This is a genomic window from Treponema berlinense (assembly GCF_900167025.1).
GTDB lineage: Bacteria > Spirochaetota > Spirochaetia > Treponematales > Treponemataceae > Treponema_D > Treponema_D berlinense.
In genome coordinates, this window is sequence record NZ_FUXC01000001.1 from 154,775 (window position 1) to 181,090 (window position 26,316).

26 protein-coding genes are annotated in these 26,316 nt (G+C 39.3%); 17 read left to right on the top strand and 9 right to left on the bottom strand.

Translation table 11 applies throughout. The features are described from left to right. Position 1: 1 nt before the first annotated feature. Genes B5D47_RS00665 through B5D47_RS00685 form a run of 5 tightly spaced genes read right to left on the bottom strand, consistent with a single transcriptional unit; the run spans position 2 to position 7,629 of the window. Entirely contained in the window at positions 2-1,207 is a 1,206-nt protein-coding gene (locus B5D47_RS00665; protein ID WP_078929822.1) for a hypothetical protein, read from the bottom strand. Between the two features lie 2 nt (positions 1,208-1,209). Beyond that, positions 1,210-2,664: a 6-hydroxymethylpterin diphosphokinase MptE-like protein gene (locus B5D47_RS00670; RefSeq protein ID WP_078929824.1), complete on the bottom strand. Its 1,455-nt coding sequence runs from the start codon at positions 2,662-2,664 to the stop codon at positions 1,210-1,212. Further along, complete coding sequence (locus tag B5D47_RS00675; RefSeq protein WP_159443456.1) at positions 2,657-4,153, bottom strand: 6-hydroxymethylpterin diphosphokinase MptE-like protein; 1,497 nt, start codon at positions 4,151-4,153, stop codon at positions 2,657-2,659. Before B5D47_RS00675 ends, B5D47_RS00670 begins: the two co-directional genes overlap by 8 nt. A 21-nt stretch (positions 4,154-4,174) precedes the next feature. Further along, positions 4,175-5,068, bottom strand: coding sequence for a hypothetical protein (locus B5D47_RS00680; protein ID WP_078929846.1), 894 nt, complete (start codon positions 5,066-5,068; stop codon positions 4,175-4,177). Next, positions 5,068-7,629, bottom strand: coding sequence for a midas domain-containing protein (locus B5D47_RS00685; protein ID WP_078929848.1), 2,562 nt, complete (start codon positions 7,627-7,629; stop codon positions 5,068-5,070). Before B5D47_RS00685 ends, B5D47_RS00680 begins: the two co-directional genes overlap by 1 nt. 355 nt (positions 7,630-7,984) lie before the next feature. Here B5D47_RS00685 and B5D47_RS00690 point away from each other — a divergent pair, with 355 nt between their 5' ends. Together B5D47_RS00690 and B5D47_RS00695 are read left to right on the top strand one after the other, a co-directional pair. Then, positions 7,985-8,479 (top strand): septum formation initiator family protein, encoded by a 495-nt coding sequence (locus B5D47_RS00690; protein WP_078929850.1) that lies wholly within the window; start codon positions 7,985-7,987, stop codon positions 8,477-8,479. Continuing rightward, positions 8,460-9,053 carry an L-threonylcarbamoyladenylate synthase gene (locus B5D47_RS00695; RefSeq protein WP_078929852.1) on the top strand — a complete coding sequence of 198 codons (594 nt, stop codon included), beginning with the start codon at positions 8,460-8,462 and terminating at the stop codon, positions 9,051-9,053. The genes B5D47_RS00690 and B5D47_RS00695 overlap by 20 nt, the downstream gene beginning before the upstream one ends. A gap of 10 nt (positions 9,054-9,063) precedes the next feature. Here the strand turns inward: B5D47_RS00695 and B5D47_RS00700 are convergent, their stop codons facing one another. Beyond that, positions 9,064-9,951 (bottom strand): TP0183 family DNA metabolism protein, encoded by an 888-nt coding sequence (locus tag B5D47_RS00700; protein ID WP_078929854.1) that lies wholly within the window; start codon positions 9,949-9,951, stop codon positions 9,064-9,066. A gap of 14 nt (positions 9,952-9,965) precedes the next feature. Then, complete coding sequence (gene smpB, locus B5D47_RS00705; protein ID WP_078929855.1) at positions 9,966-10,427, bottom strand: SsrA-binding protein SmpB; 462 nt, start codon at positions 10,425-10,427, stop codon at positions 9,966-9,968. A gap of 65 nt (positions 10,428-10,492) precedes the next feature. Between smpB and lepB the strand changes: the two genes are divergently transcribed. Both lepB and hemW read left to right on the top strand, forming a co-directional pair. Continuing rightward, positions 10,493-11,182, top strand: a complete 690-nt coding sequence (lepB, locus tag B5D47_RS00710; protein WP_159443457.1) for a signal peptidase I — start codon at positions 10,493-10,495, stop codon at positions 11,180-11,182. A 16-nt stretch (positions 11,183-11,198) separates the two neighbouring features. Further along, entirely contained in the window at positions 11,199-12,389 is a 1,191-nt protein-coding gene (hemW, locus tag B5D47_RS00715) for a radical SAM family heme chaperone HemW (protein ID WP_078929859.1), read from the top strand. Here the strand turns inward: hemW and B5D47_RS00720 are convergent. Both B5D47_RS00720 and B5D47_RS00725 read right to left on the bottom strand, forming a co-directional pair. Then, complete coding sequence (locus B5D47_RS00720) at positions 12,352-13,401, bottom strand: sensor histidine kinase (RefSeq protein ID WP_078929861.1); 1,050 nt, start codon at positions 13,399-13,401, stop codon at positions 12,352-12,354. The two genes, hemW and B5D47_RS00720, sit on opposite strands and share 38 nt — an antisense overlap. After that, positions 13,402-14,097, bottom strand: coding sequence for a response regulator transcription factor (locus B5D47_RS00725; protein WP_078929863.1), 696 nt, complete (start codon positions 14,095-14,097; stop codon positions 13,402-13,404). A 185-nt stretch (positions 14,098-14,282) separates the two neighbouring features. Here B5D47_RS00725 and B5D47_RS00730 point away from each other — a divergent pair, with 185 nt between their 5' ends. The 13 genes from B5D47_RS00730 (at position 14,283) to B5D47_RS00790 (ending at position 26,314) form a co-directional block, all read left to right on the top strand. Beyond that, on the top strand, positions 14,283-14,480 hold the full coding sequence (locus B5D47_RS00730; RefSeq protein ID WP_078929865.1) for a flagellar FlbD family protein: 198 nt from the start codon (positions 14,283-14,285) through the stop codon (positions 14,478-14,480). An 86-nt stretch (positions 14,481-14,566) separates the two neighbouring features. Then, a complete protein-coding gene (locus B5D47_RS00735; RefSeq protein ID WP_078929866.1) occupies positions 14,567-15,349 on the top strand; it encodes a motility protein A in 783 nt (260 codons plus the stop codon). A 7-nt stretch (positions 15,350-15,356) separates the two neighbouring features. Further along, entirely contained in the window at positions 15,357-16,094 is a 738-nt protein-coding gene (gene motB, locus B5D47_RS00740; RefSeq protein ID WP_078929868.1) for a flagellar motor protein MotB, read from the top strand. 123 nt (positions 16,095-16,217) lie between these two features. After that, a complete protein-coding gene (locus B5D47_RS00745; protein ID WP_078929869.1) occupies positions 16,218-16,778 on the top strand; it encodes a flagellar basal body-associated FliL family protein in 561 nt (186 codons plus the stop codon). A gap of 26 nt (positions 16,779-16,804) precedes the next feature. Continuing rightward, complete coding sequence (fliM, locus tag B5D47_RS00750; RefSeq protein WP_078929871.1) at positions 16,805-17,839, top strand: flagellar motor switch protein FliM; 1,035 nt, start codon at positions 16,805-16,807, stop codon at positions 17,837-17,839. Then, the gene (fliN, locus tag B5D47_RS00755) at positions 17,832-19,031 is read left to right on the top strand and encodes a flagellar motor switch protein FliN (RefSeq protein WP_078929872.1); all 1,200 of its coding nucleotides are present in this window, start codon (positions 17,832-17,834) and stop codon (positions 19,029-19,031) included. The genes fliM and fliN overlap by 8 nt, the downstream gene beginning before the upstream one ends. 147 nt (positions 19,032-19,178) lie before the next feature. Further along, the gene (locus B5D47_RS00760) at positions 19,179-19,826 is read left to right on the top strand and encodes a FliO/MopB family protein (RefSeq protein ID WP_078929874.1); all 648 of its coding nucleotides are present in this window, start codon (positions 19,179-19,181) and stop codon (positions 19,824-19,826) included. Between the two features lie 55 nt (positions 19,827-19,881). Then, a complete protein-coding gene (fliP, locus tag B5D47_RS00765) occupies positions 19,882-20,742 on the top strand; it encodes a flagellar type III secretion system pore protein FliP (RefSeq protein WP_078929875.1) in 861 nt (286 codons plus the stop codon). 22 nt (positions 20,743-20,764) lie between these two features. Beyond that, on the top strand, positions 20,765-21,034 hold the full coding sequence (gene fliQ / locus B5D47_RS00770) for a flagellar biosynthesis protein FliQ (protein ID WP_078929877.1): 270 nt from the start codon (positions 20,765-20,767) through the stop codon (positions 21,032-21,034). A 15-nt stretch (positions 21,035-21,049) separates the two neighbouring features. Continuing rightward, entirely contained in the window at positions 21,050-21,865 is an 816-nt protein-coding gene (gene fliR, locus B5D47_RS00775; protein ID WP_078929879.1) for a flagellar biosynthetic protein FliR, read from the top strand. Then, on the top strand, positions 21,865-22,962 hold the full coding sequence (locus B5D47_RS00780; protein WP_078929881.1) for an EscU/YscU/HrcU family type III secretion system export apparatus switch protein: 1,098 nt from the start codon (positions 21,865-21,867) through the stop codon (positions 22,960-22,962). Before fliR ends, B5D47_RS00780 begins: the two co-directional genes overlap by 1 nt. A 21-nt stretch (positions 22,963-22,983) precedes the next feature. Next, on the top strand, positions 22,984-25,116 hold the full coding sequence (locus B5D47_RS00785; protein ID WP_078929882.1) for a flagellar biosynthesis protein FlhA: 2,133 nt from the start codon (positions 22,984-22,986) through the stop codon (positions 25,114-25,116). Beyond that, positions 25,109-26,314 carry a hypothetical protein gene (locus B5D47_RS00790; RefSeq protein WP_078929884.1) on the top strand — a complete coding sequence of 402 codons (1,206 nt, stop codon included), beginning with the start codon at positions 25,109-25,111 and terminating at the stop codon, positions 26,312-26,314. Before B5D47_RS00785 ends, B5D47_RS00790 begins: the two co-directional genes overlap by 8 nt. Positions 26,315-26,316 lie beyond the last annotated feature (2 nt).

Genomic DNA, 26,316 nt, shown 5'->3' on the forward strand with positions numbered 1-26,316 from the left:
CTTATTTATTTAAGATGTAGTCGTTGTATTTTTCTGGACTTGCCCTAAAAGCAATTATCGGAGAATCCGGCTCTGTCGCCGCATGTTTTTGAGCTTCTCTTGCTTCTGTCAAAAGCCTTTCGCTGCTTACCGTTCTTCCATTTTTTGAAGAAAGTCCGATTGTTACCTTTTGTCCGGCATCTGCAAGTTTTTCAGAAAAATCTTCAAAAATCTCTTTTGCAACTGTCATTGCGTCATCAAGACCTGTGTTTTCCAAAAGAACTGTAAAAAGGTTGCTTTCGTCTGAAAAAACAAGCGCATTCTGAGCAAAGTCCGAATCAAAAATGTTCTCTATCTGTTCTAATGAAATTTCGTTTTCGGAAGAATTAACTTTTATGATTAAAACTGCAAGGTCTGAACCGTTTTCTGCTGCTTTTACAAGGGCTTCTTCGCATTTTGCCTCAAGATTTTCAATCGGTTGTGTTTTTGGACAAGATTTTTCTTCTTCTGTGTCCGTATTTTCAGAAAAAATCTTTTCGTCCTTGTTTTCGTTTTGAGAAAAATCCACAGTGTCAAAACCGTCAAAAAGCTGTTTTTTTTCTTCTTCGGTCAAAGCGTATTCGTCGTGCTGTTTCTCTGAAGAAATTTCATCTGTTTTATTTTGAGAAAAAATTTCTTTGTCAGTGCTTTCTGTTTCGTCTTCAAATGAAATTTCATCAATTCCATCAATCTCGTCTTTTTCTGTTTTTGCAAAGATTAAAATCAAAATAGCAGCCAATGTTGCCGCAAAAATGACTATGAAAGCTGTCCTTGCGTGGTAAAAAAGCGAAGACTGGACTGTCGTATAAATTTCTGCGTTTATAAGGATTGAATTTCCGTTTTTTGTCGTAAAACTTTTTGTAAAAGACTTTGCGCCTGATTTTCTTGAAAAGTATGTGTCTTTTGACGGATACGAATAAATCAATTTTCCGTCAACAGAAAGGTTTAATTTTTGGTAATTGCTGAAATCTCCGGCGGCACGGATAAAAGAATCCGAAAAATTATATGAACTGAGCGGATATGAATTTGCGGCATTTTGAGTTTTTATAACTAAAGAATCGAAAATTTCTTCTGCCTGCAAAGGTCCGTTTTTTTTGTCGGAAACGATGCCTGCAATAAAATAAACTGCCGTAAAAACAAAAATAGCCGCAATGACTACAGAAATCAAGTTAAAAGTTCTTTTTTTCATATTTAATAAGTATATCGCAAGCAATCAGCACGTGCAAGTTTATAGCTGTCTTGAATTGAATGGGTTTTTTCGTAGAAAGCCATAAGCGGAAGAAGAGGATACAAAATCTGGTTTTTTAGTTCGCCGGTAAAATTTTCTGGAAGGGAGAGAAGTTTTTTCTTTAAAAAAGTGTTGAAAATCTCAAAGTTAAAGTCCTTGGTTTCGACGGAAATTGATTTTCCGGGATTTTTCAAATAAGTTTCCAGCGAAAACCTGTAACTTTCCATAACTTCTGTTGTAAATTTTTTTTCTCCAAGAGGAATAAGTTCGGTTCTGTACATCAAAGCGCAAAAAGACTGTTCCGCCGTAAAAAGCCGGTTTTGCTTTTTGTAAAAAATGTCATCGAGATAAGTTCCTTTTGCGTAAGGTTTTCCGTTTAAATATGCAAAATCCGCTCCAAAAAATTCAATTTTTTCAAAGCCCAGAAAAAAAGCAAGGTCCGTGGCGGCGATTGTGACTGTTCCGGAACCGGAATTTAAATGAATAAAATTTGTTCCGTTAAAGCGTGAGGCGAGGACTGAAAGCGGATGTCCCGATTCAAAAAAGAGAATTTTGTTTTTTTGAACTGAAATCTTTTTTGCAGGAATTGAATTTGCGCAAAGGTCGAAGGCAAAAACCGTCTTGTTTTTTTGTGCCTGATGAAGAAAATGCGCGTAGCTTATGTTCTGGCCGTCAATGCTTACAACAACGTCTGGAACGGTTTTTGAGCGCAAAAGGCTTGAATATGCTGTATCTGTCGAAATTATAAAATATTTGTCAGGATTTTTTTTCAGTTTTTCAACTGTCGTCTCTAGAGTCGGACCTGCCGCAATTATCGCCGCGGTCTTTTTATTGTTTTTTTTGAGATTTTCGATTGTTTGTGAGGTGTTTTTTTGTTCAGAAGCAATTTTTAGGTTTTCAAAGATATTTTTATTCCAGATTTTTCCAAAATGGCTCTGAACCGCAAAATCGGCTTTTACAGTTTTTATTGCTTTTTCGACGATTGTTTTTATAAGCGGCATTTTGTCTAAAAAAGCGTTTTCCCAGCCGCGTAAAAAACAAAAATTAAGGTTTCCGAAAATTGCAGGAAGATAATTTGATAAAATGTCGTTAAAAAGGCTTTGTGGAGTTGAAAAAATAATCCGGCTGTCTTCCGAAAGTTTTTTGCAAAGCGGAATCTGCCTTAAAAAATCAAAATCCTCAGCGGCGTTTTCTACGATGATAATTTTTCTGTCAAAGTTTTCATTTAAGAGTTTTTCTATATGCCAGCCTGAACATAAACCTGCAACTACAAAAAATTTTTCTTTTTTTTCAAATTGGGACGCAAAAATTTCAGCTTCGTGAACTGGATCGTATTTTGAGCAGACGTAAATTCGATTTTTTACGGGAATTAAAATTCCGTTTTTTGAATTTTCGAGGGCTGTGTAGGAACTATTCATCAAAAAGTCTCCGGATTTTTTCTGCAAGTTCTGCTTTTTTTTGCTGGATTTTTAATTTTTGTCCATTTTTCTTTTCTTCGTCAAATTCCCGCGCTAAAAGTATTGATTCAAGCGGAAAAAGTTCTCCGTCAAAATCTCCACTTTCAAGAATTTTTAAAAAACGTGATTCAAATTCCTTTTTTTCGGCTGAATTTTTTGTTTTGAAAAAAACTTCCGTTGTGGAATCAAAATCAGCATTTTTTTTGTCAAAAACAAGTTCTTCCCATGACAAATCTTTTATTTGTCCGAGTTTTTCCGAAAAATTGTAATGGTCTGAAACCCTGAAAAGCCGTTCTCTAAAATTTTTTCCCTGATTTTTAAACCAGCTGCGGTAGATTTCGAGCGAACCTTTTGAATTAAATCTCGAAGAAACCTGCCTTTTTTCTTTTGTTTCAAGCCGGAAATCTTTATTTTGGGAGTTTTTTTCAAGCATATTTGGCCGGGCATGCTGAAATCCGCTGTTTTCTGCCAGATCTAGTCCGCAAAAGTAAACATTTTTTTGAGTAAGTCTTAGCGCAAAAGCCGCCGCAGTTCCGCTTACAGTTCCGTTTCTTAATGCCGGCAAAAATTCAATTTTTGAATCAGTAAAAATTTTTTCTCCGATAGAAGATTGATAGGCGAGCGGAAGAATTTTTTGGTTTTGCAAAATATCTTTTGGACAGTTTGCTTCGTCTGTGAGCGCAAAAACTGTGTTTTTAAGTTTTTTTAAATCTTCACCGTTTAATTCAAGATGTTTTTTTGCCCAAAATCCGCCGTCGGTGCTAATCACCAAATCTGGAAAAATTTTATTGTAGAGAAGGACCGAAAGTGAAGAAGAAACTGCAATCAAAAAGAAATTTTCGCGGTATTTTTTTATATTTTTTAGAGAGGAACTCAAGGAAGGGCCGGAAGCCGTTACTAAAATGTCTTTTTTTATTCTGCAAAGTGAATAAAAATCCTGTCCGAATTTGCAGAACGCCAGGGAATTTAAAAACCAGCGCTTTGCAAATTTTTCGCGCGTATAAAGCACGTCCCTTGCCGTCAAAACCGCAGTTTTAATTTCCTTCCAGGCTGAATTTGAAATTTCCGGAAAAATATTTTTGCTTCCAGGCCAGTCTAAAATCAGCGCAGAAAGAATTTTTTCTTCTCCCAACGCAGAATAAAGTTTTTGGGCAAAATTTTCTGTTTGAAAAAAATAAAAAACTTTGTCCCAAAGGCTGTCAGTTTTGCAAAAAACATCCGTAAAACGGATTGCAATCAGTTCGACAGAAGGAAAATTTTTTCTTAAAAAAGCGGCGCAAAAGGAGAGGGCCGGCTCCAGAATAATTACGCAGGACGGCTTAAAAGTGCATTCAATCGAATTGCAGAATGTCTGGGCTTCTTTTGAAGGAGCGTAAGCAGAATGAAAATATTTTCCGTTCAGTCTGCATGTTTGCTCGCCGTTTTTTGCATTAAAAAAATCAAAATTCAAATTATTTTCGCTCAATTTGAATTAGTCCCGGGATAAAAATGTTAGCGTTCCGTGCGGAGTTTTACAGATTCCTGCGCAGAGGACAAGAAGATTTTGCATATTTGAATTCAAAAAAAACTTTTTTGTAGAAATGTTCAACTGAAACTGTAAAAATTTTTCATCAATTTCTTCTTTTGAAAAAATTACGGCTTTAATTTCTTCATCTTGCCCCAAAGCGCAGCAGTTTGGAAAAGAAAAGAGAGTTTTTAAATATTCAAAAAGCTGTTTTAATGCTGTCTGTTTTAAAAGTTCCTTAAAAGGCGAGGAAAAATTTTTAAATGCCTCTTCAAGCGAAAGTTTTGCAGAAATAATAAAAAGGCTGGCATTTGAAACATCAAATCCTTCGCAGAGTTTTGTTTCGCCAGGCAAATTCTGGTTTTGGAGAGGATTGTTTTCTAAAATTTTTCTTAAATTTTCTGCAAATTCTGTCTCAGAAAGATTTAATTCCTCCTGAAAATTTAGCGCAAAAAAATAGCAGGTTGAATTTTCGTGTGAGAACGGAAATATGGAAATGTTTTTGATTTTGTCTTTGATTTCAGTCGAAAAAAGCTGAAAAAAAGGATTCAGGCTTTCTCCTTCAAAAAAAATCCAGCCTTTTTTGTCGCTTATAAGTCCGTCCCAAAAATCTTTTGTCGAAAGTGACTTTGTTATCGTTGTCAAATCAAGATTTTGGGTTTCGGAAAGATAATAAAAATCATCTTTTAAAGAGAAAATTCCTGAATGAGTAAAGCCGTTTTTACCTGCAAAAGCACAAAAATCAATATTTGCTGATTCCTGTGCTTGAGGTTTGCTGGCGCATTTTTTTAACTCATCGGCACGAGCTAAAAGACCGGCTTTTTCTGTAGTCAAATTTTCTATACGGCTTAAAAGACCCATTATGCAAGTCCCAATTCCTTGAAAAGCTTTTTGTATGTATCAAATTGCTCTGACTGCGCAAATTCTGCGATTTTGTTTTCCGGCAAATTTTCGAGCAGCTGATCCATATAAGAAAGTACAGACTTGATTTCTGTTTTAAGGTCGTCAGAAATATCTTTGCTTTCTTTTGTTTCTGGCTCTTCGCTGGAAAGTTCTTCGGGTTCAGAGATATTTTCCTGTGTTGCTTCTGTTTTTTCAGTTTCAACTTCTTCTGCGGCTTCATTTTCTTTCGCATTTTCAGTTTCTTCTGATTCTGGAAGTTCCAGCACCTCTTCTGAGTTTACGTTTTGTTCCGCTTCTTCAGGAGTTTTTGAGAGATAGTCAAGTTTTTCGTCGGTGAGAGTCTCGCTAATTGAAGGTTCAACGGCAGAAAGTTCAAACGGATCTTCGTCAAAACTGTCAGAAGAGTTTTTGCCTTCATTTTCGCTGTCCTTTGTTTCTAAAAGGTCGGTCGGGCTTGATTCAACCAAAATGTCGTCATTTTTTGGAACGGAAATTTCTTCCGGCAAATCAGTTTCCTTAGAAATATTCGTATAGTCTACGTCATCGAGAGTAGGTTCCTCGATATTTTCCGGCTGGGCGTTTTCGAATTCCATTGCAAAATCATCGTCCGAAAGAATGTCTTCGTCAGAAATATCTGCAACGTCATCTGCGCTTCCAAAAAGATTTTCGGTTTCATCTGTAGCTTCCGGTTCTTCTTTAAATTCCGGCTCTTCGCTGGAAAGTTCTTCCGGTTCAGAAAGATTTTCCTGTGTTGCTTCTGTTTTTTCAGCCTGTGCAATGTCCGCTGTGTTCAAAATATTGTCCATTTCATCTTTTGAAAGGGCAATTGTGTCGTCTTCGTCTGAATTTGAGAAAAATCCTTCGTTTCCAGAATCATTGCTTTCCAATTTTAAATTTTCCGGCTGTTTTTCGTTTTTGAGGGTTTCAAATTCATTTTTTAACGATGCAATTTCGTTTTTTAGCGAAGAAAGTTCTGTAACAATCTGGCTGAAAATCGCTGTCATCTGTGTTGACGGTTTTTCTGTTTCAAGTTCGCCTTCGTCCAAAATTGGCGCCGTAATTGAATCCGCAACTTCTGCGACTTTTTCGTCGTCATTTTCAAGGAAAGACGCCGCTTCTTCGTCGAATGTGTCCGGAATTTCCGTCTCTTCAACTTCTTTTTCTGTCAAATCGGCGGCATCGGCTTTAGGCTCGTCAATAATTTCGCTTTCCGGAGTGATTTCAACCGGCTCTGCAAAAGTCTCGCTTTCAGAAGCTGTGTTTTCAGAAACTTCTTCTTTTGGCTCGTCAATAATTCCGCTTTCCGGAGTGATTTCAACCGGTTCTGCAAAAGTCTCGCTTTCAGAAGCTGTGTTTTCAGAAACTTCTTCTTTAGGCTCGTCAATAATTCCGCTTTCCAAAGTATTTTCAGCCGGCTCTTTTGAACTTCCGCCAGCGTCCGAAATGCTTACAGTGCCTCCTGTAGTTTCGTCGGTAATATTGTCGAGAATTGAATCAAGGTCAAAATCATCATCGTCGGCAATTGCTTCAGATGTTTCTGGTTCTTGAGGTTTTTCTTCAAAACTCTGTTCTGCTTCTGGTTCAAGAGCAATTGTTTCTTCAGTATTTATGGTTTCAATTTCCTGTTTTGGAGTGTTTTCTGTTTCTAGAGAAGGTTCTTTTTGTTCTGGAATCTCAGGCACTTCCTCTTTTTCTGCGCTTTCCGGAGCTTTTTCTGTTTCCTGGAAATCCGAATCGTCAAAACCGAATTCGCTCAAGTCAACGCTTTCCATTCCGTCGTTGCCTGCATTTGTTTCGGAAGAAGAATCGCTTTGGTCAAAGTTCAAGTCATCAAGACCAAATTCGCTCAAATCAACGTCCTGGGTTCCTGCCGGAGAGTTTGCGCTTGAAGTTTCCTGTGCATTCTGAGAAGTTTCCTGCAAAACTGGAGCCGGATTATCAGACGGCTCGTCAAACGAAAGATCCACGTTAAAAATATCATCGTCCGAAGCGCTTTCCGAATTGCCGGAATTAAACGCGTCCTCAGGAGTTTCTGTTTCCAAATCCGCTGTTACGTTAAAATCGTCCTCGGCGGCAGTCTCATTTGAAATTTGTGGCTGTGAATCAGAATTATTTTCCTGTTCAGCTTGGGCAGCCGCTTTTTCCGCTTCTTTTTCTTTTATCTTGTCTTCATCAGGTCCTGTTTCAAAAACACCGCCTTCGATAAATTCGTCGAGAGAAATTTCTTCCTCAACGTTGGAACCTGGCGAATCATGAGCCTTGTCCTCCGGATGTGAATTATTTTCTGGTTCAAGTCCAGCCAAATCCTCAGCCGAAAGCGCATCGCCCGAATTGTCCGAAGCCGAAATATCCGAAGGCTCATCAATTACATCTAAATCAGAAAAATCTGGCAAATCCGTGTCAAAATTAAAAGCGTCGTCTGAATTAACAGAAGTCTCAGAGGAATCCACTGTCTTTGGAGGGTTTTTTACCCAGACACCGTAACTGTCAAGTTCATTTGTTTCTTTTGAATCGCTCATAAAATTCCCCTTGCAAAAAGTTTTATCAAAGAAAATATCGGCATAACCGCTCAAAATCTTCATCTTAAAAACTTAAAAAATAAGACTTACAAATCAGTATTCTAACAGAATTTTTTTTCAAAGTCTATTTTTGCAGGTTTAAAATCGCTTAAAACTATTTTTAATCTGGACCGCATCGCCCGTCAATCCGGCCAGCCGGGGTTCGCTAGGCGCTCATTGCTTTTTGGCAACGGCACGCCGCCCCTTTTGTCCGGGGTAGGTTTTTCTCAAAAAAGTTTTGTTTTTTGGTTTTAAATTTCAAAAAAAATAAAAAATCCCGTTATAAAAATCAAAAAATCCGCCGATATTCTTGATTATGAAAAGGTTTAGGATTTTGTCAGCGGCTTTAACAGGAACATTTGTCTATGTTTTTATTTCTGTTTTTGCAGGAAGGGACGGCCTTTTGGCAGAACGGCAGCAGCGGGAACAGAAAAGAATACTCGCAGTCCGGACAGAATCAATTCAAAAAACAAATAATTCTCTCAAGCTTGAATGTACGGCTTTGCAAAACGACAAAGAAGTAATCGAAGGTCTTGCAAAAAAACTCGGTTATGTTTCTGACGGCGACAAAATCGTCAAGATAAACGGTCTTTCATTTGAACAGGAAAAGATATATGATGCAGGTACGCCTGTAAAAGCCCGTGAACCTGAATATCTTCCTGAATGGGTCAGCAAAATTCTTGGAATTGCAGCCTTTTTGACGGTCTGCCTGTATTCACTTTATCAAGATATAAAATCCGGACTTTTTAAGCGAAGAAAAAATCCTGTCTTTATGGAGGGTATTCCTGTTTATGATTTGCCGCAAGTCTGATTCAGAATCTATTTTTATTGCCGCCGATTACATTCGCCGCGGAAAAATCGTCATTCTTCCAACCGACACAGTCTACGGTTTTTCTGGAATTGTTGACGGAAGACACTATTCTTATCACACAGAGCAAAAAATCTCAGAAATAAAGGGAAGGGAAGAAGGAAAAAGGTGCATCCAGCTTCTTTCAAAACCAGAAGATTTAAAAAAATACACCCGCGATCTTGTTCCTGATGAATTGCTTTCTTTTTGGCCAGGTCCGCTCACGATAATCGTACACACCTTTGAAAAAGACGGAAATTTTGCAACAACCGCATTCCGCTGTCCGGGCGACGAATGGCTCAGAAAATTGATCGCAGAATGCGGCGCGCCAATTTATTCAACTAGCGTAAACAAAAGCGGCTCTGCTCCTTTAAATAACCTTTGCGAAATTAAAAAAGAATTTGGTTCTGCTGTTGACTTGATTATTGATGACGGCGACAAGACTTCTGGTGTTCCTTCGACAATCGTCGCATTGGAAGAAGACGGAACCGTCAAGCTTGTACGCCAGGGGCAGATAAAACTCAACTGCGCGCTCTAAAAGAAAATTTTTATTTTTTGTACCAGGTTACGCTTTGATTTCCAGCCTTTACTTTTTCGGCCTTTGAATCGTCTTGTAAAAGAGTTGTCTTTGTGCCGGAAAGTGCGTTTTCATCGTTCATCGTAAAATTCCACTCGATTGGAGAGGCGTTCGGTGCGACAGAAAGCGCAATTTCGCGCGGAAGTTCAGGATAAAAAGAGGCGTTTGGCTTTCCGATCTGCCGGATTTTTATAAGGCTTCCGTGTTCGGAATTTTCTTCTGCAGAAACCGAAATGTTCATAGTTGCGCCGTTTTTAAAGATTATAAAACCGCGTCCGCCTCGCAAGATAACGATTTTGTCTGTAAAAGGCTCTCCGCTCCATATTCCCGAAAGTTTTTCAATGTTAAAACTTTTTTGCGCAAAGGCTGAATTTTTTGAAGAAGCCGACAAAGATCCATTCTCGGAAGTTTTTATTTTTATCGTGTCTAAAAGTTCATGGATCGTGTCTTTTGAGTTTGTCAGCATTTTGTAGTATGAATCATAATTTTTGCTTTTCTGGTAGGTTGTTCCGCCTAAAGAGTCTGCAAGCCCTGCAAAAAAAATACAGTTCCAAAAAACTGCTGACTCGTCTTTTTTATCTTCTCTTATTTCTGCGTAAAAAGCAATTTTTGGCGCATGAGTTGAAGATGTGTCCGGAACTGAAGTCAAGACAGTTCCTGGATTCTGCCTTTTGTCCTGGACAGAAACTCCGTCGATCGCATTTATCTGCGTAAAGAAAAAATCCTGGGCCATTTTCAGCATGTTGGAATCTGCCGACGACGAAATGACGCCGTAATAATCGAGCTGGAGCGGGGTTGCAAAAACTGATTGCGCTACGGTGAGAAATACTGCTGTAAAAATTGCAGATAATTTTTTCAAATAAAATCCCCGTTTTACAGATTTGAATTTCTAAATTCTCTCTGTAAATCTCTGTTTACGTCGCGTTCTTTGATTGAAGCCCGCTTGTCAAACTGCTTTTTACCTTTGCAAACGCCGAGCGTAAGTTTTACGCGTCCATTTTTTAAATAAAAATCCAATGGAATCAAAGTAAAACCTTTTTCATCAACTTTGCGCTGAATCCTCTTTAACTCTTCCTTGTGGACGAGCAGTTTTTTTGCTCTGTCTGGATTGTGGTTAAAAATGGATGAATATTTGTATTCTGAAATATGAAAATTTCGCATCCATAATTCACCATTTTGAATTTCGGCAAAAGAATCGTTGAATGAAACATTTCCTTCTTTTACAGACTTGACTTCTGTTCCTTCGAGGACAATTCCACATTCGTATTTTTCTTCGACAAAATAGTCAAAACGGGCTTTTTTATTTTGTGCAATAATTTTTACGTTTTCAGACATAGAAGTAATTATATTCTTAATGGGTTTACCTTGCAACCTGCCATAAAAAGATGTATGTTTTATTTATGTTTCGAGATATTTATTCAGTTTCCTACAGAATGAAAAGGGAGCTTTATCACCGTGTTTTTTCAATCCTGCTTTCGGTTTTTGTCTGCTTTGTAAGCATAAATTTAATCCGGCTTGCGCTTTTTTATCCTGTTCTTTCAAAATCTGATTCTATGTCGCCCGACATTTCTTCTGATTGCGTTGTTCAAATTGCCCCTCTTTTGCGCAGTCCTGAGCGCGGTCAGGTTATGCTGGTAAGTCCAAAAGATGAGCCTGTTCATTCTTTTTTTGAAAAATCTGTTGACTTTATCTGCCGCTTTTTTACGGCCCAGCAATATTCTCCTTTTTCTAAAAACGAACTGTCTCCGTCTTTTCGGCGCGTTGTCGGTCTTCCAGGAGACACGATTTATATTTCAAACCATCTTGTCTACATAAAACCAGAAGGCCAGTCCCAGTTTCTTACGGAATTTGAACTTACAAAGATAAAATACACCCTCTCTGTTCCAGAAATTTCTGCAAAAACTGACAGCAGAATCGGCACTGTAGGAAATATGGACCAGTTCACCTTAAAAGAAAACGAATATTTTGTTCTTGCGGACAACCGCCTTGAATCTTCGGATTCCAGGCTTTGGGGACCTGTAACTTCGGCTTCATTTAAGGGCAGGGCGCTTTTAATCTATTTTCCTTTTTCAAAAATAAAGCTTTTTTAGTTTTGAGGAACCTTAAATGGAAATCTCCCTTTATGTTCACGTTCCTTTTTGCCGGCAGAAGTGCGATTACTGCGATTTTTTCAGTATTCCTTCAAACCGTGCCTCCTGCGTTTGTCCCGACGAGAAATATGTCCGTTCAGTTTTAAATGAAATTCGGTTTTACGTAAAAAAGTACTCAGTTTCGCGCTGGAAAACCGTCTATATTGGAGGCGGAACTCCGAGCCAGCTTGGAGCAAAACTTCTTTTTGAACTTGTTTCGGGCATAAAGAGTGCTGTTTCCGACAAGACTGCAGACGAATTTACCGTTGAGATGAATCCTGAGGATTTGGCAGAAGATATTTTGGATTCTGCTCAAAAAGCCGGCGTTGACAGAATTTCAACGGGCATTCAGGCTCTTGACCAGAAGGCTTTGGACAGCGTAAACAGGCATTGTCCGCTTCAGACGGCGATTTCTTCACTTGAGCTTCTTCAAAAAAAATGGAAAAAAAAGCTTTCTGTCGACTTTATAGCAGGTCTTCCGGGCCAGACTTACAGTTCTTTTAAAAAACAGTTTGAAACGGTTTTTAACTTCAAAAATATCGACCACATTTCTCTTTATTCGCTTACTTTGGAAGAAAATACTCCGCTATATAAGAAAATCGAGTCCGGAAAGATAAAATGGAGCCAGCAAAAAACAGACCGGATGTGGATTTTAGGCAGAAAAATATTAAAAGAAAATGGGTTTATTCAGTACGAAGTAAGCAATTTTGCAAGAACAGGAGCAGAAAGTCTTCACAACAAAGTTTACTGGCATCTTGAAAATTATATTGGCTGTGGAAGCGGTGCGTGCGGCAGTGTTTACGGCGAGGTTTCAGAACGGTGGACAAATACCTGTTCTATTAAAAATTATGAAAATTTCTGGCTTGATTTTAATCCTGAATCAGAAATTCCGGAATCGATACGTCAGGTTGAAAAAATCGATTTGCAGACCCAGGAATTTGAATGGATTATTATGGGATTTAGACTTTTGGAAGGCGTGTGCTCAGAAGAATTTAAAAAACGCTTCGGAAAAAGCCTTGAAGAGAGAATCGGCGTAAAAGACGGACTTTTTTTTGAATGGTCTAAAAAGCATCTTGCCCGCAGTTACAAAAAAGACGGCAAAACTTTCTATGCTCTTAACGAACGTGGACTTATGCTTTTGAACTTGTTTTTGGAATCGTTATTGTAAAATTTGTTCCGACTCCGACCTGCGATTTTACGTCGATTTTCCAGCCGTGAGAATCGATTATGTTTTTTACGACAGAAAGTCCGATTCCGTAGCCAGGTTCGTTCCGGCTGTTTGAAGCCCTGTAAAGAATATCAAAAATGAACTGAATGTCTTTTTCGTTTATTCCGATACCTGTGTCTTCCACAGAAATTTTAATTTCGCTTTCTGTTTCGTTTGCCTTGATTATTATTACGCCCTTGTCTTTTGTGTAGCGCTGGGCATTTGAATAAAGATTGTCCAAGGCTCTTAAAACAAGTTCTTTGTTGAGCATAATCTGCGTGTCCGGCGAAACCTGAATCTCTGTTTTTACATTTCTGTTAAAGATTGTTCCGGAACTTTTGCATGATTCTGCAAATTCCTGGAGCAAAGGAAGAATCGGCTGCAGTGTAAGGTTGTTTTTCTGTTCCGCCGTCTCAAGCTTGACAAAGTTTATAAGCGAATTGAGCATGGCTTCGAGCTGGTTTGTCTTGTTTAAAATTATGTTTATAGATTTTGCAATTTCTTCCTTGCCGCTTACAACTCCGTCGTCAATTGCTTCAAGATAACCTTTTATGACCGCAACAGGAGTTCGTAAATCGTGGCTCATTCCCATTATAAAGCGCTTTCTTCTCTCTTCGTTTTCGAGAAGGCTCATGCGCATTTTGTCGAGGTTTCCGATTAAATCCGTAATCTCGTTTTCTCCGCGGTGGTTTTTCCGTCTTTCCAGAGGTTTTGACACCTGTCCGTCCGCAAGCCTTTTTGTAGAACGCTGAAGAAAAGTTATTGACTTTGAAATTGTGTTTGAAATATGCAGTGTAAAAATTATGCAGACAAGCTCAATCACCGAGGCGACAAGAAAAGAAATTCTTATGATTTTTTCAAAAGAAATTCCTTCGATTGCAAGCTGCCTGTTGATTGGAATCATTGCGAAGGCAACTAGTGGAATAAGTACAACAAGAAGAAGAAAAATATGTAGTTGCCGCTTTATTTTCATTTAGATTGTGCCTTTTTCGAATTTGTAGCCCATGCCAAATACTGTTTTAATGTATTTTGGAGAAGAAGGATCTTCCTCAATCTTTTTTCTTAAGCGCTGAACATATACTGCAACGGCTGTAATATCTCCGTACTGGGCCTTCCATACTTCTCTGTAGATTTTTTCTGGTCCCAAAACTTCATTTTCGTGAGAAATTAAGAATTCGAGAACTTCATATTCTTTTGTAGAGAGAGGAATTTTTTCTGGTCCTTTTTTTAGCACGCAGCTGTTAAGTAAAACAGTGTACGGACCAAATTCGTAGGAAGCTTCTGCTGCGGCGGTAACTTTTGCCTGCCGGCGAAGAATTGCTTCGACTCTTGCTGTAAGAACTTTTGGTGAATACGGCTTTGTGACAAACTCGTCTGCGCCGTTTCCGAGTCCTTTTATAATGTCTTCGTCTGCGTCGCGGGCAGAAACTATGATTACTGGAAGAGATGAATTGTATTCATCGCGGAATTTTTTCAGGAAGTCAAAGCCGCTCATTCCTGGAAGATTTAAATCCAAAATGATTAAGTCTGGCATTTGCTTGCCAATGTATTCAAGCGCTTCTTCTGCACTGCCAACGGATTCAACTGTCATTCCTGATTTTTTCAGATACATAGAGGCAAGTTCTGCCATTTCTGGAACGTCTTCAACAACAAGAATTTTAGAATTCATTTTTATATTTCCTTATTTTTCTTTTTATTTAAATTATCACAAACAACAAAAAAAGCAAGTTTTTTTATAACAATTCGTTAATTTTTTTTGAATTATTTTAGAATTTGTTATAAAATACATTGTTCAAGCTGGCATAATTTATGTTTCTACTTGACGATAAATAAATTAGAAGTAAAAATAAGAAGATGATTTCGGTTACGCGTTTGGATGGGAATATATACTGGATAAATCCTCACATGATAGAAAGTATGGAAAAAACTCCCGACCTCACCATCACTTTTTTGTCTGGCAAGAAAGTCGTGGTAAAAGATTCGCCTGAAGAATTGATTCAGCGGATTGTGGATTACAGACGGCGGCTTGGAATCTCCGCTCAGGAAATATAAAATATTCTGAGTTGCCTCTGAAAAATGAATTTTAGAGGTTTCCTTATAATAAAAAAGTCTGGTGGGTTTGCGGGAGGAAACTTTTTATGGATATTGCGTCGCTTATTGCCATTGTCGGCGGTATAGGTGTAATTTTTTTAGGTGTTCTTACATCCGGTGGTTCAATTGGCGGTATCATTGATATTCCTTCGATTTTTGTAACTGTCGGCGGTTCTTTTTTCTCCCTGTTTCTTTGTGATTCCCTAAAAAATGTTCTTGGAATGTTCAAGGTAATGGGACGCTGTTTTAAGACTTTTGATTATGGCGAAAAAAATCTGATTCAAAATATGGTTGCCCTTTCAGAAAAGGCTCGCCGTGAAGGTATTTTGGCACTTGAAGAAGGTCTTGATGATTTGGACGATGTGTTCTTAAAATCTGGCCTTAGAATGGTTGTAGACGGTACTGACGGAAACGTTATCCGCTCGATTTTGGAAAACGAAATGAACCAGATGGAAGCGCGGCACATGGTTGGAATTAACCTTGTAACTCAGTGGGCTGGTTTTGGTCCTGGTTTTGGTATGCTTGGTACTGTAATCGGACTTATTGGTATGCTTAACAACCTTGAGGATAAATCTTCTCTCGGTCCGAACATGGCCGTAGCTTTGGTAACTACGCTCTACGGTTCTATGCTTGCAAACTGGCTTTTTGGTCCAATGGCTCAAAAACTCATCTCGCAGAACAGTGCGGAACTTCGTTCACGCGAAATGGTTTTGGAAGGGGTTCTTTCAATTCAGGCTGGAGATAACCCTCGTATTCTTGCAATGAAACTCTTGACTTATTTGGATCCGAAAACTCGAAAGGTTATTGAGGCTGACGTTCTGAAGGATTAGGTTAAAAATGGCTAAAAAAAGTAATGAACCACAGAAACCTTCAACCGCCTGGCAGGGCACTTACGGAGATATGATTACTCTCATGCTCTGCTTCTTCGTTATGCTTTACGATCCTTCAGAAGTAGACACGACGACTCTTTCTCAGATTCAGGCATCGCTTGCAATTCAGGAAGAATCAATGGAAAACCCTACGACAACCGGCGGAATGTCGCTTACAGCAGGCCGTCTTGCGGATTTGGGAAATACAGTAAACAGCCTTCCTTCTGTAGAAAAGGGAAAATCCCTCGGTCTTGCCAAGAAAAAGGCCATTTCTCTTTTTGCGCCGGAAATTCACTCTGCAAAAATAACAATTTCCTCGGATGAACGCGGGCTTGTAATAACCTTGGCTTCAGATGCTTTTTTTGAAGAGGGAAGCGCCGATCTCAATATCGAAGAAACCCGCGAAATTCTTTTAAAACTCTCAAAATTTTTTCAGGAACCTGAACTTCAAAAACGTCGTTTTAGAATTGAAGGACATACGGACAGCAATCCTGTTTCAAACGAAAAGTATCCGTCTAACTGGGAACTTTCTGCGGCGCGCGCATTGAATACTCTTCACTATCTTTCGGATTTTGGAGTGGATGAAAGCAAATTTTCGATTGCCGGCTATGCCGATACTAGACCTGTGTTTTCAAATGATACAAGGGAAGGTCAGGCTTACAACCGCCGTGTCGATATAATAATTCTCGATGAAGGACATTTTTAGCTTTTTTGGCGCAGAATAATGGATAAAATACTTTTTTCTATATCCTTAAGTTGTGCTGAAAAAAATCCGATATTAAAAAAAACAATGAAAGCGCGCAGAGCGTTTTCTTAACTGGAGTAATTTATGGCTGATGATAATGATTTGGATATTAACGATGATGCTGGCGGTTCAGACGACCTTTCATCAGCATCTTCTAAAAAGAAGGGTTTGGGCGGTCTTTTTCCTGTCCTTCTGAAATGGGTTGCAATCGGTTTGGTTGCGGTTATTTTGATTGTGACTGTAGTTGTAATTACAATGAAAGTTGTCGGTGGAAATCAATCACAGGCTGCGCTTGTTCCTGTTACAGAAGAATACAGTTCAACAAAAGAAATCCTTGACTGGTATAATTCTCTTGGCGTAACTAGAACAAAGACGAGCGATGTAAATCCTTCGTCTGTAATTGTAGAAGTTGTATTGGGTTACAAAAAGGATGATAAGACGACTTCGACAGAAATTACGCAGAGAACAGTTGAATTAAAGGATTTTTTGCGCCGTTATTTTACGCAGAAATCCGCAGACGAATTAAGACCGCAGAATGAGGAAGAGCTTAGAATTGAGATTCGCAATGCTATTAACGATTCAATTTTAAGCAGTTCAAAAATAAAAGATGTGCGCTTTATGCAGCTGGATGTTATTCAGCAGTAAAAGCGGATTATAAAGGTGGAACAGGCATGAACGAAGTTCTGTCACAAGATGAAATTGACCAACTCCTGCAGGCGATAAGTTCTGGTGAAAGCGAAGACACTGACTTTAAACCTGTAAATGACACGCGCAAAATAAAAATATATGATTTTAAGCGTCCGGATAAGTTTTCTAAGGAACAGATTCGAACGGTTTCGATTATGCACGAAACTTTTGCGCGTCTTACAACAACATCTCTTTCTGCACAACTTCGTTCGCTGGTTCACGTTCATGTTGCGTCGGTTGACCAGCTGACTTACGAAGAGTTTATCCGTTCTATTCCAACTCCGACAACTTTGGCTGTAATCAATATGGATCCGTTAAAGGGAAATGCGGTTTTGGAAATTGATCCGGCGATTACTTTCAGCATGATTGACCGTCTTTTTGGCGGTACAGGGCAGGGAGCAAAAGTCAGCCGCGATTTGACGGATATTGAGCAGTCCGTAATGGAAGGAATCATCGTAAGAATTCTTGCGAATATGCGCGAAGCCTGGACTCAGGTAATTGACTTGCGTCCTCGTCTTGGACAGATTGAGACAAACCCTCAGTTTGCGCAGATTGTTCCTCCGTCGGAAATGGTTGTTCTTGTAACCTTGGAAACAAAGGTCGGTGAGGAAGAAGGAATGATGAACTTCTGTATTCCTTATCTTACCATCGAGCCTATTATTTCAAAACTTTCTTCGCAGTTCTGGTTTAGTTCTGTGCGGAGAAGTTCTACAACTCAGTATCTTGGAACGTTAAAAGAAAAACTTTCTGACGTTGATATGGATGTTGTTGCGGAAATTGGAACAATAAATATGCCGATTCGCGATGTTCTTGCGTTGCGGGTTGGAGATGTCGTGCGGCTTTCAACAGTCCGCGTCGGTGATCCGCTTTCGCTTAGTGTCGGCAATAAGAAAAAGTTTTATTGCCAGCCGGGTGTTGTCGGTAAAAAAATGGCTGTTCAGATAATTGAAAAAATTGATGACAGCGAAACAGAAGATTTTGAAGAATTATCCGTAGAAGGAGATGAATCATATGAGTGATGGTGCTATTTCTCAAGACGAAATTGATGCATTGCTGTCAGGCGTGGACATGGGTGGAATTACAGGAGGAAATTCTTCTTCTGTGAATATTGATACTTCTGTCCTTGAAAAGTTCGCTGACGGTATAAAAGACGAATTAAAGACTAAACTCAACTCAATGACAGGCAGTGAATTTTCTGTTGAAACGCCATCGGTGGAAATTCTTGAGCGCGACCAGCTGCTCGCAAAACTTCCTGAAATGGTTGTCGCTGTAATGGCCGATTTTACAACCGCCTTGAAGGGCGACCATCTTTTTATTCTTTCTACAGAATTTGCCCAGAAACTGACTAGTTTAATCAATAAAGAAGAGCAGGCGGAACTTGATGATATGGCTCTTTCCGTTATTTCGGAAGTTGTTTCAAATCATTCTGGTACCGAAATTACAGAACTGAGCAAAGACGGAAAACTTCCTGGACTTGCGGCAAATCCTCCGGAAGCGGTTAATGTTCCAAAGGCAATGGTCCGGATTCCTCAGGGAAAATTCTGTCTCTTTACATATACTTATTCTGTTGATTCTCAGAATTACGTTCTTTGGGAAGCGGTTTCAAGCAGTGTTGCGGAAGAAATGGTAAAGGCACTCGGTGGCGGAACTTCTGCAAATGTTGACAATGCCGCAGTTTCTTCAGCCCAAAATACCCAGAATATGGGCATGGGAATGCAACAGCCAATGGGCGGCGCTATGCCTAACATGGGTATGGGCATGGGAATGCAGCAACCTATGGGTGCAATGCCTAATATGGGCATGGGAATGCAGCAGCCTATGGGCGCTATGCCTAATATGGGAATGGGTATGGGAATGCAGCAGCCAATGGGACAAGTTTCTGGAATGAACACACCAAATGTTCAGTCAATCCAGTTCCCGAATTTAATGGGCGGAAGCGCTTCTACAGAACAGGGAAACATCGGTCTTATCATGGATGTATTCATGGAGATGACCGTAGAACTTGGACGTACTAAAAAACAGATAAAAGAAATTTTGGGAATGGGCGAAGGTACGATTATTGAGCTTGATAAGCTTGCCGGTGAGCCTGTTGATATTCTTGTAAACCATAAACCGATTGCAAAAGGCGAAGTTGTTGTAATCGATGAAAACTTTGGTGTGCGCGTAACAGAAATTCTCTCTCCAATGGAAAGAGTTTCGGATATTCGCTAAAATTGAGGGGCTGACTAAAAAGCCCCTTTTTTTAATCTGAAATTGCCTTAAAAAAATTGCAGTTTCGGGATTTTATTTTTAATAGTTTTGTCTTGGGATAAAGGGGATTATCCTGTACAGGCAAAATTATTTAAAACGGGTGGAAAAATGAAAAAATCAATTATCTTTACTGCATTTTTTGCAGCCATTCTTTTTTTTGCGGGAAATTTAAAAATTTTTGCGCAGGATAATTCTCAGGCTCAAAATACTCAGCAGACTCAGAATTTCAGCATAAATACAGATCCTTCTCAAATTCAGCTTAATCTGTCATCTTCTCAGCGGCAAAATGAAAGGCAGCCAGGTTCTGGTTCAACATTATGGCTTTTTATAAAAATGATTTTTGCTCTGGCGGTTGTCGTTGGAATCGCCTGGGGAATTTTTCATTTTCTTAAAAAAGGCATAAAAACAGAAAATGACAACGACCCTTTTTTGCGAAAAGTAAGCCATTTGACATTGAGTCCTGGAAAATCGGTTCAGGTAATAACTTTGCAGGACAATGCATTCTTAATCGGTGTAAGCGATGAAAAAATCAGCCTGATTGGAAAAATCGAGGACAAAGAACTCATCAATGCCATGAATCTTTATGCGGATAAAAACGAAAAAGTTTCAAAGCCACGCTCGTTCCGCGAGATTCTTGATATTTTTATGCCTGGCTCAAGCAAAGAACCTGAAACAAGCATTTACGGAAATTCTTCGTCAAATTCCGCAGATGAGCTAAAAAAGCAGATGGAAAAATTTAATTCAGAAAATTCCTAATATGTTTTAAATTTTATACAAAAAAGTAATAATATAAGTGATAAGTGGAAAATTTATGAAAAAAGCGTTGCTGTATTTTAGAAAAAAATGGCTTTTTAAGCTTTGTTTTTTTGGACTTCTTCTTTCGTTTTGTGTTTTGCCGGTTGCTTCCCAGTCTTCTCAAAACAGGAATTTTCCGTCCGGCTCTGCACAGGGAACTACGCAGATGAATCAATCTGTGCGCGGACTTACTTTTCCAAATATCGACATAAACATCACTCAGCCGCGCACTGGAAATCAGATGGCTTTTAACCTTCAGGTTTTGCTCCTGCTTACGATTCTTTCGCTTGCTCCGAGCATTTTGATTCTGATGACATGTTTTTTGAGATTTTCCATTGTCCTTGATTTTATAAAGCGCGCTCTATCTCTTCAGCAGGTTCCGCCGACTTCTGTTTTGAATGGAATTGCGCTTTTTATGACGCTTTTTGTGATGTGGCCTGTTTTTCAGAAAGTTTATTCATCTTCTTTTAAGCCTTTGAGCGACGGCCAGCTGACAATTGAGCAGGCCTACCGCGAGGCGGAAAAACCTCTTAAAAATTTTATGTATTCGCAGATGTTTAACGATACTTCGTATATCCAGACATTTATGGGAATGGCCAAGCTCGACGCTCCAAAAACACTTGACGATGTTCCGATGTATGTTCTTGTTCCGTCTTATATTCTGCATGAACTTACAGTCGCCTTCAAAATAGGAATTATTCTTTATATTCCGTTTATTGTAATCGACATGGTGGTTGCAAGTATTCTTATGAGTATGGGTATGATGATGTTGCCGCCTGTCCAGATTTCAATGCCTTTTAAGCTTATGCTTTTTGTTCTTGTCGACGGCTGGGGGCTTTTGACTCAGCAGCTTTTTGTTTCTGTTTTGCAGCATTGATTTTGGTAACGGGAGGTAAAAAATGAGTATTGGATTTTTAGTAGGCCTTGTCCGAAACGCGGTTTACCAGGTTTTTATTATGACTTCTCCGGTTTTGGGAGCGGCTCTTATCATCGGTCTTATCGTCGCAATTTTTCAGGCTACGACATCGATCCAGGAACAGACTTTGACTTTTCTTCCTAAAATGCTTGTAATTCTTGCAATGCTCGCTCTTCTTGGCGGCTGGATGTTTGCTTCTCTGCGCGGATATACTTTAAACCTTTTTGATATGATTCCAAAACTGGCGCAATAAACGGAAAAATAAGATATGCTTGAGCAGATTGTATGGCAGGCACCGTTTTTTTTGCTTGTGGCAGTCAGGTGTTTTGCCTTGATTATGACAATGCCTCTCTTTTCTATGCGGACAATTTCTCGTGTCGCAAAGATTGCTCTGACTGGATATATGGCGTATTTGATTTTTCCTCATATTGATGCAAAAATTTATCTTCCGTACATTGCGGAAAATGCCGCTTTTTCGCTCGATTATATACTGATTCTTGTTGGAGAAGCTCTGATTGGCGTAATTACTGGATTTTTTGTAAGCATAATTTTCAGCGCTTTTAGCACGGCTGGACAGTTTTTTGCCTTTCAGATGGGATTTTCTGCTTCAGAAGTTTACGATGCGTTGAGCCAGGTTGAAAATCCACTTATGGGCCAGTTTTTTAATTTAATAGCAATGCTGATTTTTTTGCAGGGGCATTGGGCGCAGCTTCTTTTTGGAAAAGGTCTTGCCGCGAGTTTTGAAACAATGAATGCAATGAATATCGTGATGGCGGCCGGAAGACAGGAGATAATTACATTTTTACTTTCGTCGCTCACAAGACTTTTTGCCTGCGCTTTTGTAATCGCCTTGCCGATTATGGGAATTCTTCTTCTTGTTTCTATTACGACAGGCATTTTGGGAAAAGCTGCTCCTCAGATGAACCTCCTTTCTGAGGGGTTTCCTGTTTTAATTTTGCTTTCGTTTTTTATAATTATGAGCCTTATGGGCAGTCTTTGCGATTATTTTATTTCGTCATTTGCCAGCGGTTTTTCTATTTTGGAATCGCTTTTTGCGTTTTTTAGAAGCTCTGGAGGCCAGTAATGAGTTTTGATGAAATTGACCTTCAGTGGTTTGCCGCAGAAGATGAAGGGCGCACAGAGGATGCGACAGAAACTCGTTTAAGGCGTGAGCGTGAAGAAGGCCGTGTTGCAAAAAGCCAGGAGCTTACGAGCGCAATTGTAATGATTATGTGCGTTGTTGCGCTGATTGTTGCGGCTCCCCATTATCTTAGAATGTGCGAGCAAATTCTTGTTTATTATTTTACAAAATGCGCGGATGCTAATATTGAATCCTCACAGTTTTTTGTATTTTTTTTAGTGAATTTTGCAAAAATGGTTCTTCCGCTTGCTTTTTGCGGAGTTATTGCAGGAATTGCCGGAAACCTTATCCAAAACCGTGGTTTTATTTTTTCGCTGAAGCCTATTGAATTTAAGTTTTCAAACATTGTTCCGCGAATCGGCCAGTATTTAAAAAAAACTGTCTTTTCGCTTACAGGCGCCATGAATATCGTAAAATCTCTTGTAAAGATTGCTGCTGTAATCATAACGGCTGTTGTCGTTATAAGAATGAATGTGGCGGATATTCTTGCACTTTTAAATACTAGTTCTATAAGAATGGCTTCTGGACTTATCGGAAAATGCGCGGCTCAGATCCTTGCTTTCTGCTCGATAATTTTTCTTGCAATTTCGATTCCTGATTATTTTATGCAAAAACGTGAATTTTTGGAACGCTTAAAAATGACAAAACAGGAAGTAAAGCAGGAATTTAAAGAAGAGGAAGGCGATCCTGAAGTAAAAGGAAAGCTTCAGCAGGCTCAGCGTGAGCTTTTGACCAGAAATCTGCCGAAGGCGGTCGCGGAAAGCGATGTCGTAATTACAAACCCGACCCATTATTCAGTCGCCTTAAAATATGATGCCGCAAAAACAGACCGCCCGATTGTCAATGCAAAAGGTGCGGATTTGACTGCAAAAAGAATACGGGACTTGGCCGACGAAAACGGAATTCCGAGGGTTGAAAACGTTCCTTTGGCGCGCGCACTCTATTCAAATGTTGAAGTTGGTGATATAATTCCTGACACATATATAAAAGCGATTTCAATCGTTTATGCACAAATAAATTATCTCAATAGAAAAAAGTAGTAAGTCAACCAGGGGTGGGGAGTGGCTAACCGTTTAAGCAGTTTTTTTAAACAGACGAAAATTTCAAATTCTTTTATCGCATTTGCCGGCGTCCTCATCGTTTTTATGCTGTTAATGCCTGTAAGCGGAGCTGTTCTCGACTTTTTGATGATTGTAAACATTGCGATTTCCATAATCATCTTTCTTGTCGTTTTATATACCCCGAAGGCTTCAAGGTTGTCTTCTTTTCCCCGCGTAGTTCTTTTTGTGACGGTTTTTGGTCTTGCGCTCAATGTCTGTTCAACCCGTTATATCCTTACTCACGGACATGTCGGTTTTAAATCTTTTGACGGAGCGATGATAAAGTCATTTGCTAACGTTGTGGCAAAAGGTCAGCCGGTTATTGGGTTTATAATATTTTTAATAATCATCATTATTCAGGTTGTTGTAATTACAAAGGGCGCCGGGCGTGTTTCTGAAGTTCAGGCTCGTTTTGCCCTGGATTCCATGAACTCAAAGATGTTTGCTGTTGATTCTGAATTGAATTCCGGTTCAATTACGGACGAACAGGCAAGACAGAAAAAAGCGGACATTCAGCGTGAATGCGACTTTTATTCTGCAATGGACGGTTCCTCAAAATTTGTAAGCGGAAACGTAAAGGCCGGAATTTTTATCACTCTGATAAACCTGGTTGGCGGTGTTCTTTATGCAATGATAAAGCAGGACATGGATTTTAGCTCAGCGATTGCAACTTTTCCTCAGCTTACTATTGGCGACGGTCTTTTGAGCCAGCTTCCGTCCCTTTTGATTTCTGTTGCGACCGGTATTCTTGTAACCGGTGGTAATTCTGACGAAGTTTTGGGCGAAGAAATTAAAAAGCAGTTTAATATAAGCAGTTCTGTCTATATGATTTCGGGCGGAATCCTTGCCGCAATGGCAATTGTTTTTCACACAACGCCTCTCCTTGTCGTTATTCTTATCGGCATGGGCGCCTTGCTTATCTTTTTTGGCTACAAAATGCAAAGGCAGGAAAAGCTTTCTTTTGCAAAAAAACTGGAAGAAGAAGCGGCAAAAAAAGCAGGAGCTCAATCTTCTCAAAATTCTGAAGAGCTAAGTCCTGTTGTTCCCCTCGATCCTCTCTGCCTTGAACTGGGAGTTGCCTTGCTTGATTTGGTCAATAAGGAAAAAGGCGCAGAGCTTCTTGAGAGAATTACGAGAATCCGCCGCGAGGCTGCAATTGACCTTGGTCTTGTAGTTCCTCGGATCAGAATCATCGACAACCTTACTCTCGATCCTCAGGAATACAGTTTTAAAATCCGTGGAATTGAAGCTGGCCGTGGAAAATTAAAAATCGGATATTACATGTGCCTTAATACAGGTTCTGTAGTCGAAGAGATAAAAGGCGAACCGACAAGAGATCCAACTTTTGGAATACCGGCAATATGGATTGGTGAAGATCGCCGTCTGGAAGCCGAACGAAACGGTTATTCAGTAATCGATCCTCCTATGATAATAGCAACCCACATGACAGAAATTATCCGCTCTCATGCCGCTGAAATTTTGGGAAGACAGGAAGTCAGCGCGATAATTACAAAAATAAAAGAAACTAATCCTGTTGTCGTTGAAGAAGTTATGGATACATACAAGTATACTTATGGCGAAATCGAAAAAATTCTTCAGGGACTTCTTCGGGAACGTGTGTCTATTCGCAATATTGTTTCGATTTTGGAAACGCTTGCAAACTACGGAAACATGCCGCACAATCCGTTCTTTTTGATTGGAAAAGTCCGTGAGGCGCTTGGACTTCAGATTTGTCTTCAGTATGTGGATCCTAATGATGAGCAGAAAAAACTCAGCGTCATTCAATTGAGCCAGGAATGGGCGCAAAAAATTATAGATCATATAGTTTCGCAGAATGACGGTTCTGCGCCTGTTGTTGCATTTGATCCGGTTGATTCAAGGAATTTTAAAAATGCGGTCAGTTCAAATATTATACCTTTGCGGGACAGAAATATTTTGCCTATAATTCTTGCACCGACTCCCGATGTCAGGCAGCTTGTTTATCAGCTGATTGAAAGAGATTTTCCGGGAACCGTAGTAGTTCTTTCTGTAGACGAAGTTCTTGCAGCTGGGAATTCAGTAAATCTTGAAATTTTGGGAGAAATAAGTGAATAGCAGCGAATACACACCGACAACTTTGACAATGACTGGAAAATCTGTCGATGAAATAAGAAATAGACTTTGGCAGGAATACGGAAACAACTATCGGATTATTGACCAGCAGACAGTCCTTCAGGGCGGATTTCTTGGTTTTTTTCAGAAAAGTTGCATAAAAGTTTCTTTTGTCGTAAAAGACAGGGGACATTCTGAGCAGGAAGATTTTTCGACTGCAAAAGAAAGCATTATAAAAAATTCAAAAGTTGATTATTCAAAACTTGTCGTAAAGCAATACAACGAGCTTACAGGCATGATGGCGCAGATGAATAGTCAGATTGAAGATTTGAAAATTACTTCTGTCGAAAAAAAACATCCGTCAATCGTAAAAATTGAAAAACTTCTCGAAGACAACGAATTTACCCACGCGTTTATAAATATGATTTCCTCCAAGCTGAAAAACGAATCGACTCTTGAAGATTTAAATGATTTTGAGCAGATTCAGGAAAAAGTGGTAGGCTGGATCGGTCAGTCGATAAAACTTGCTCCGGAAGTTTATTACAAAATTCCTCATATAATTGTCCTTGTCGGACCTACCGGTCTTGGGAAGACAACGACAATCAGCAAAATGGCGGCAAAACTCATTCTCGATGCAAAAAAGAAGGGCGAGCCTTTGCCGAATGTGCGTCTTATTACGATTGACCATACCCGTGTTGGAGCAGAAGCGCAACTTCGCAAATTTGGTGAACTTATGCATGTTCGCGTTGACAAGGCGGAATCTCCTGTTGATTTAAATGATATAATTCAGGAATGCAAGGACAGCGCGGACTATATTTTTATTGACACTTCAGGATTTAGCCCGAACGACTACGACAATATTGCAAAAATGCGGAATATTTTAAATCTTCAGGGATTTTCTCTGGATACTTATCTGGTTGTTGCGGCTTCGACAAAGGCGCGTGATTTAAAGAAAACAATTGAAAATTTTTCACTTTTTAATTTCAATTCAGTTATAATCACAAAATGTGACGAAACGACTTCGTATGGAAATGTTCTGAGCGTTTTGTACGAATCAAACAGGACAATCGCTTATATAACGGACGGTCAGAAAGTTCCGAATGACATAAAAAAAGCTTCTGTCAGAGAGTTTTTATACAGACTTTCAGATTTTACGGTTAGTAAAGTTTATATTGATGACATGTTTCCGGAGGATGAATAATT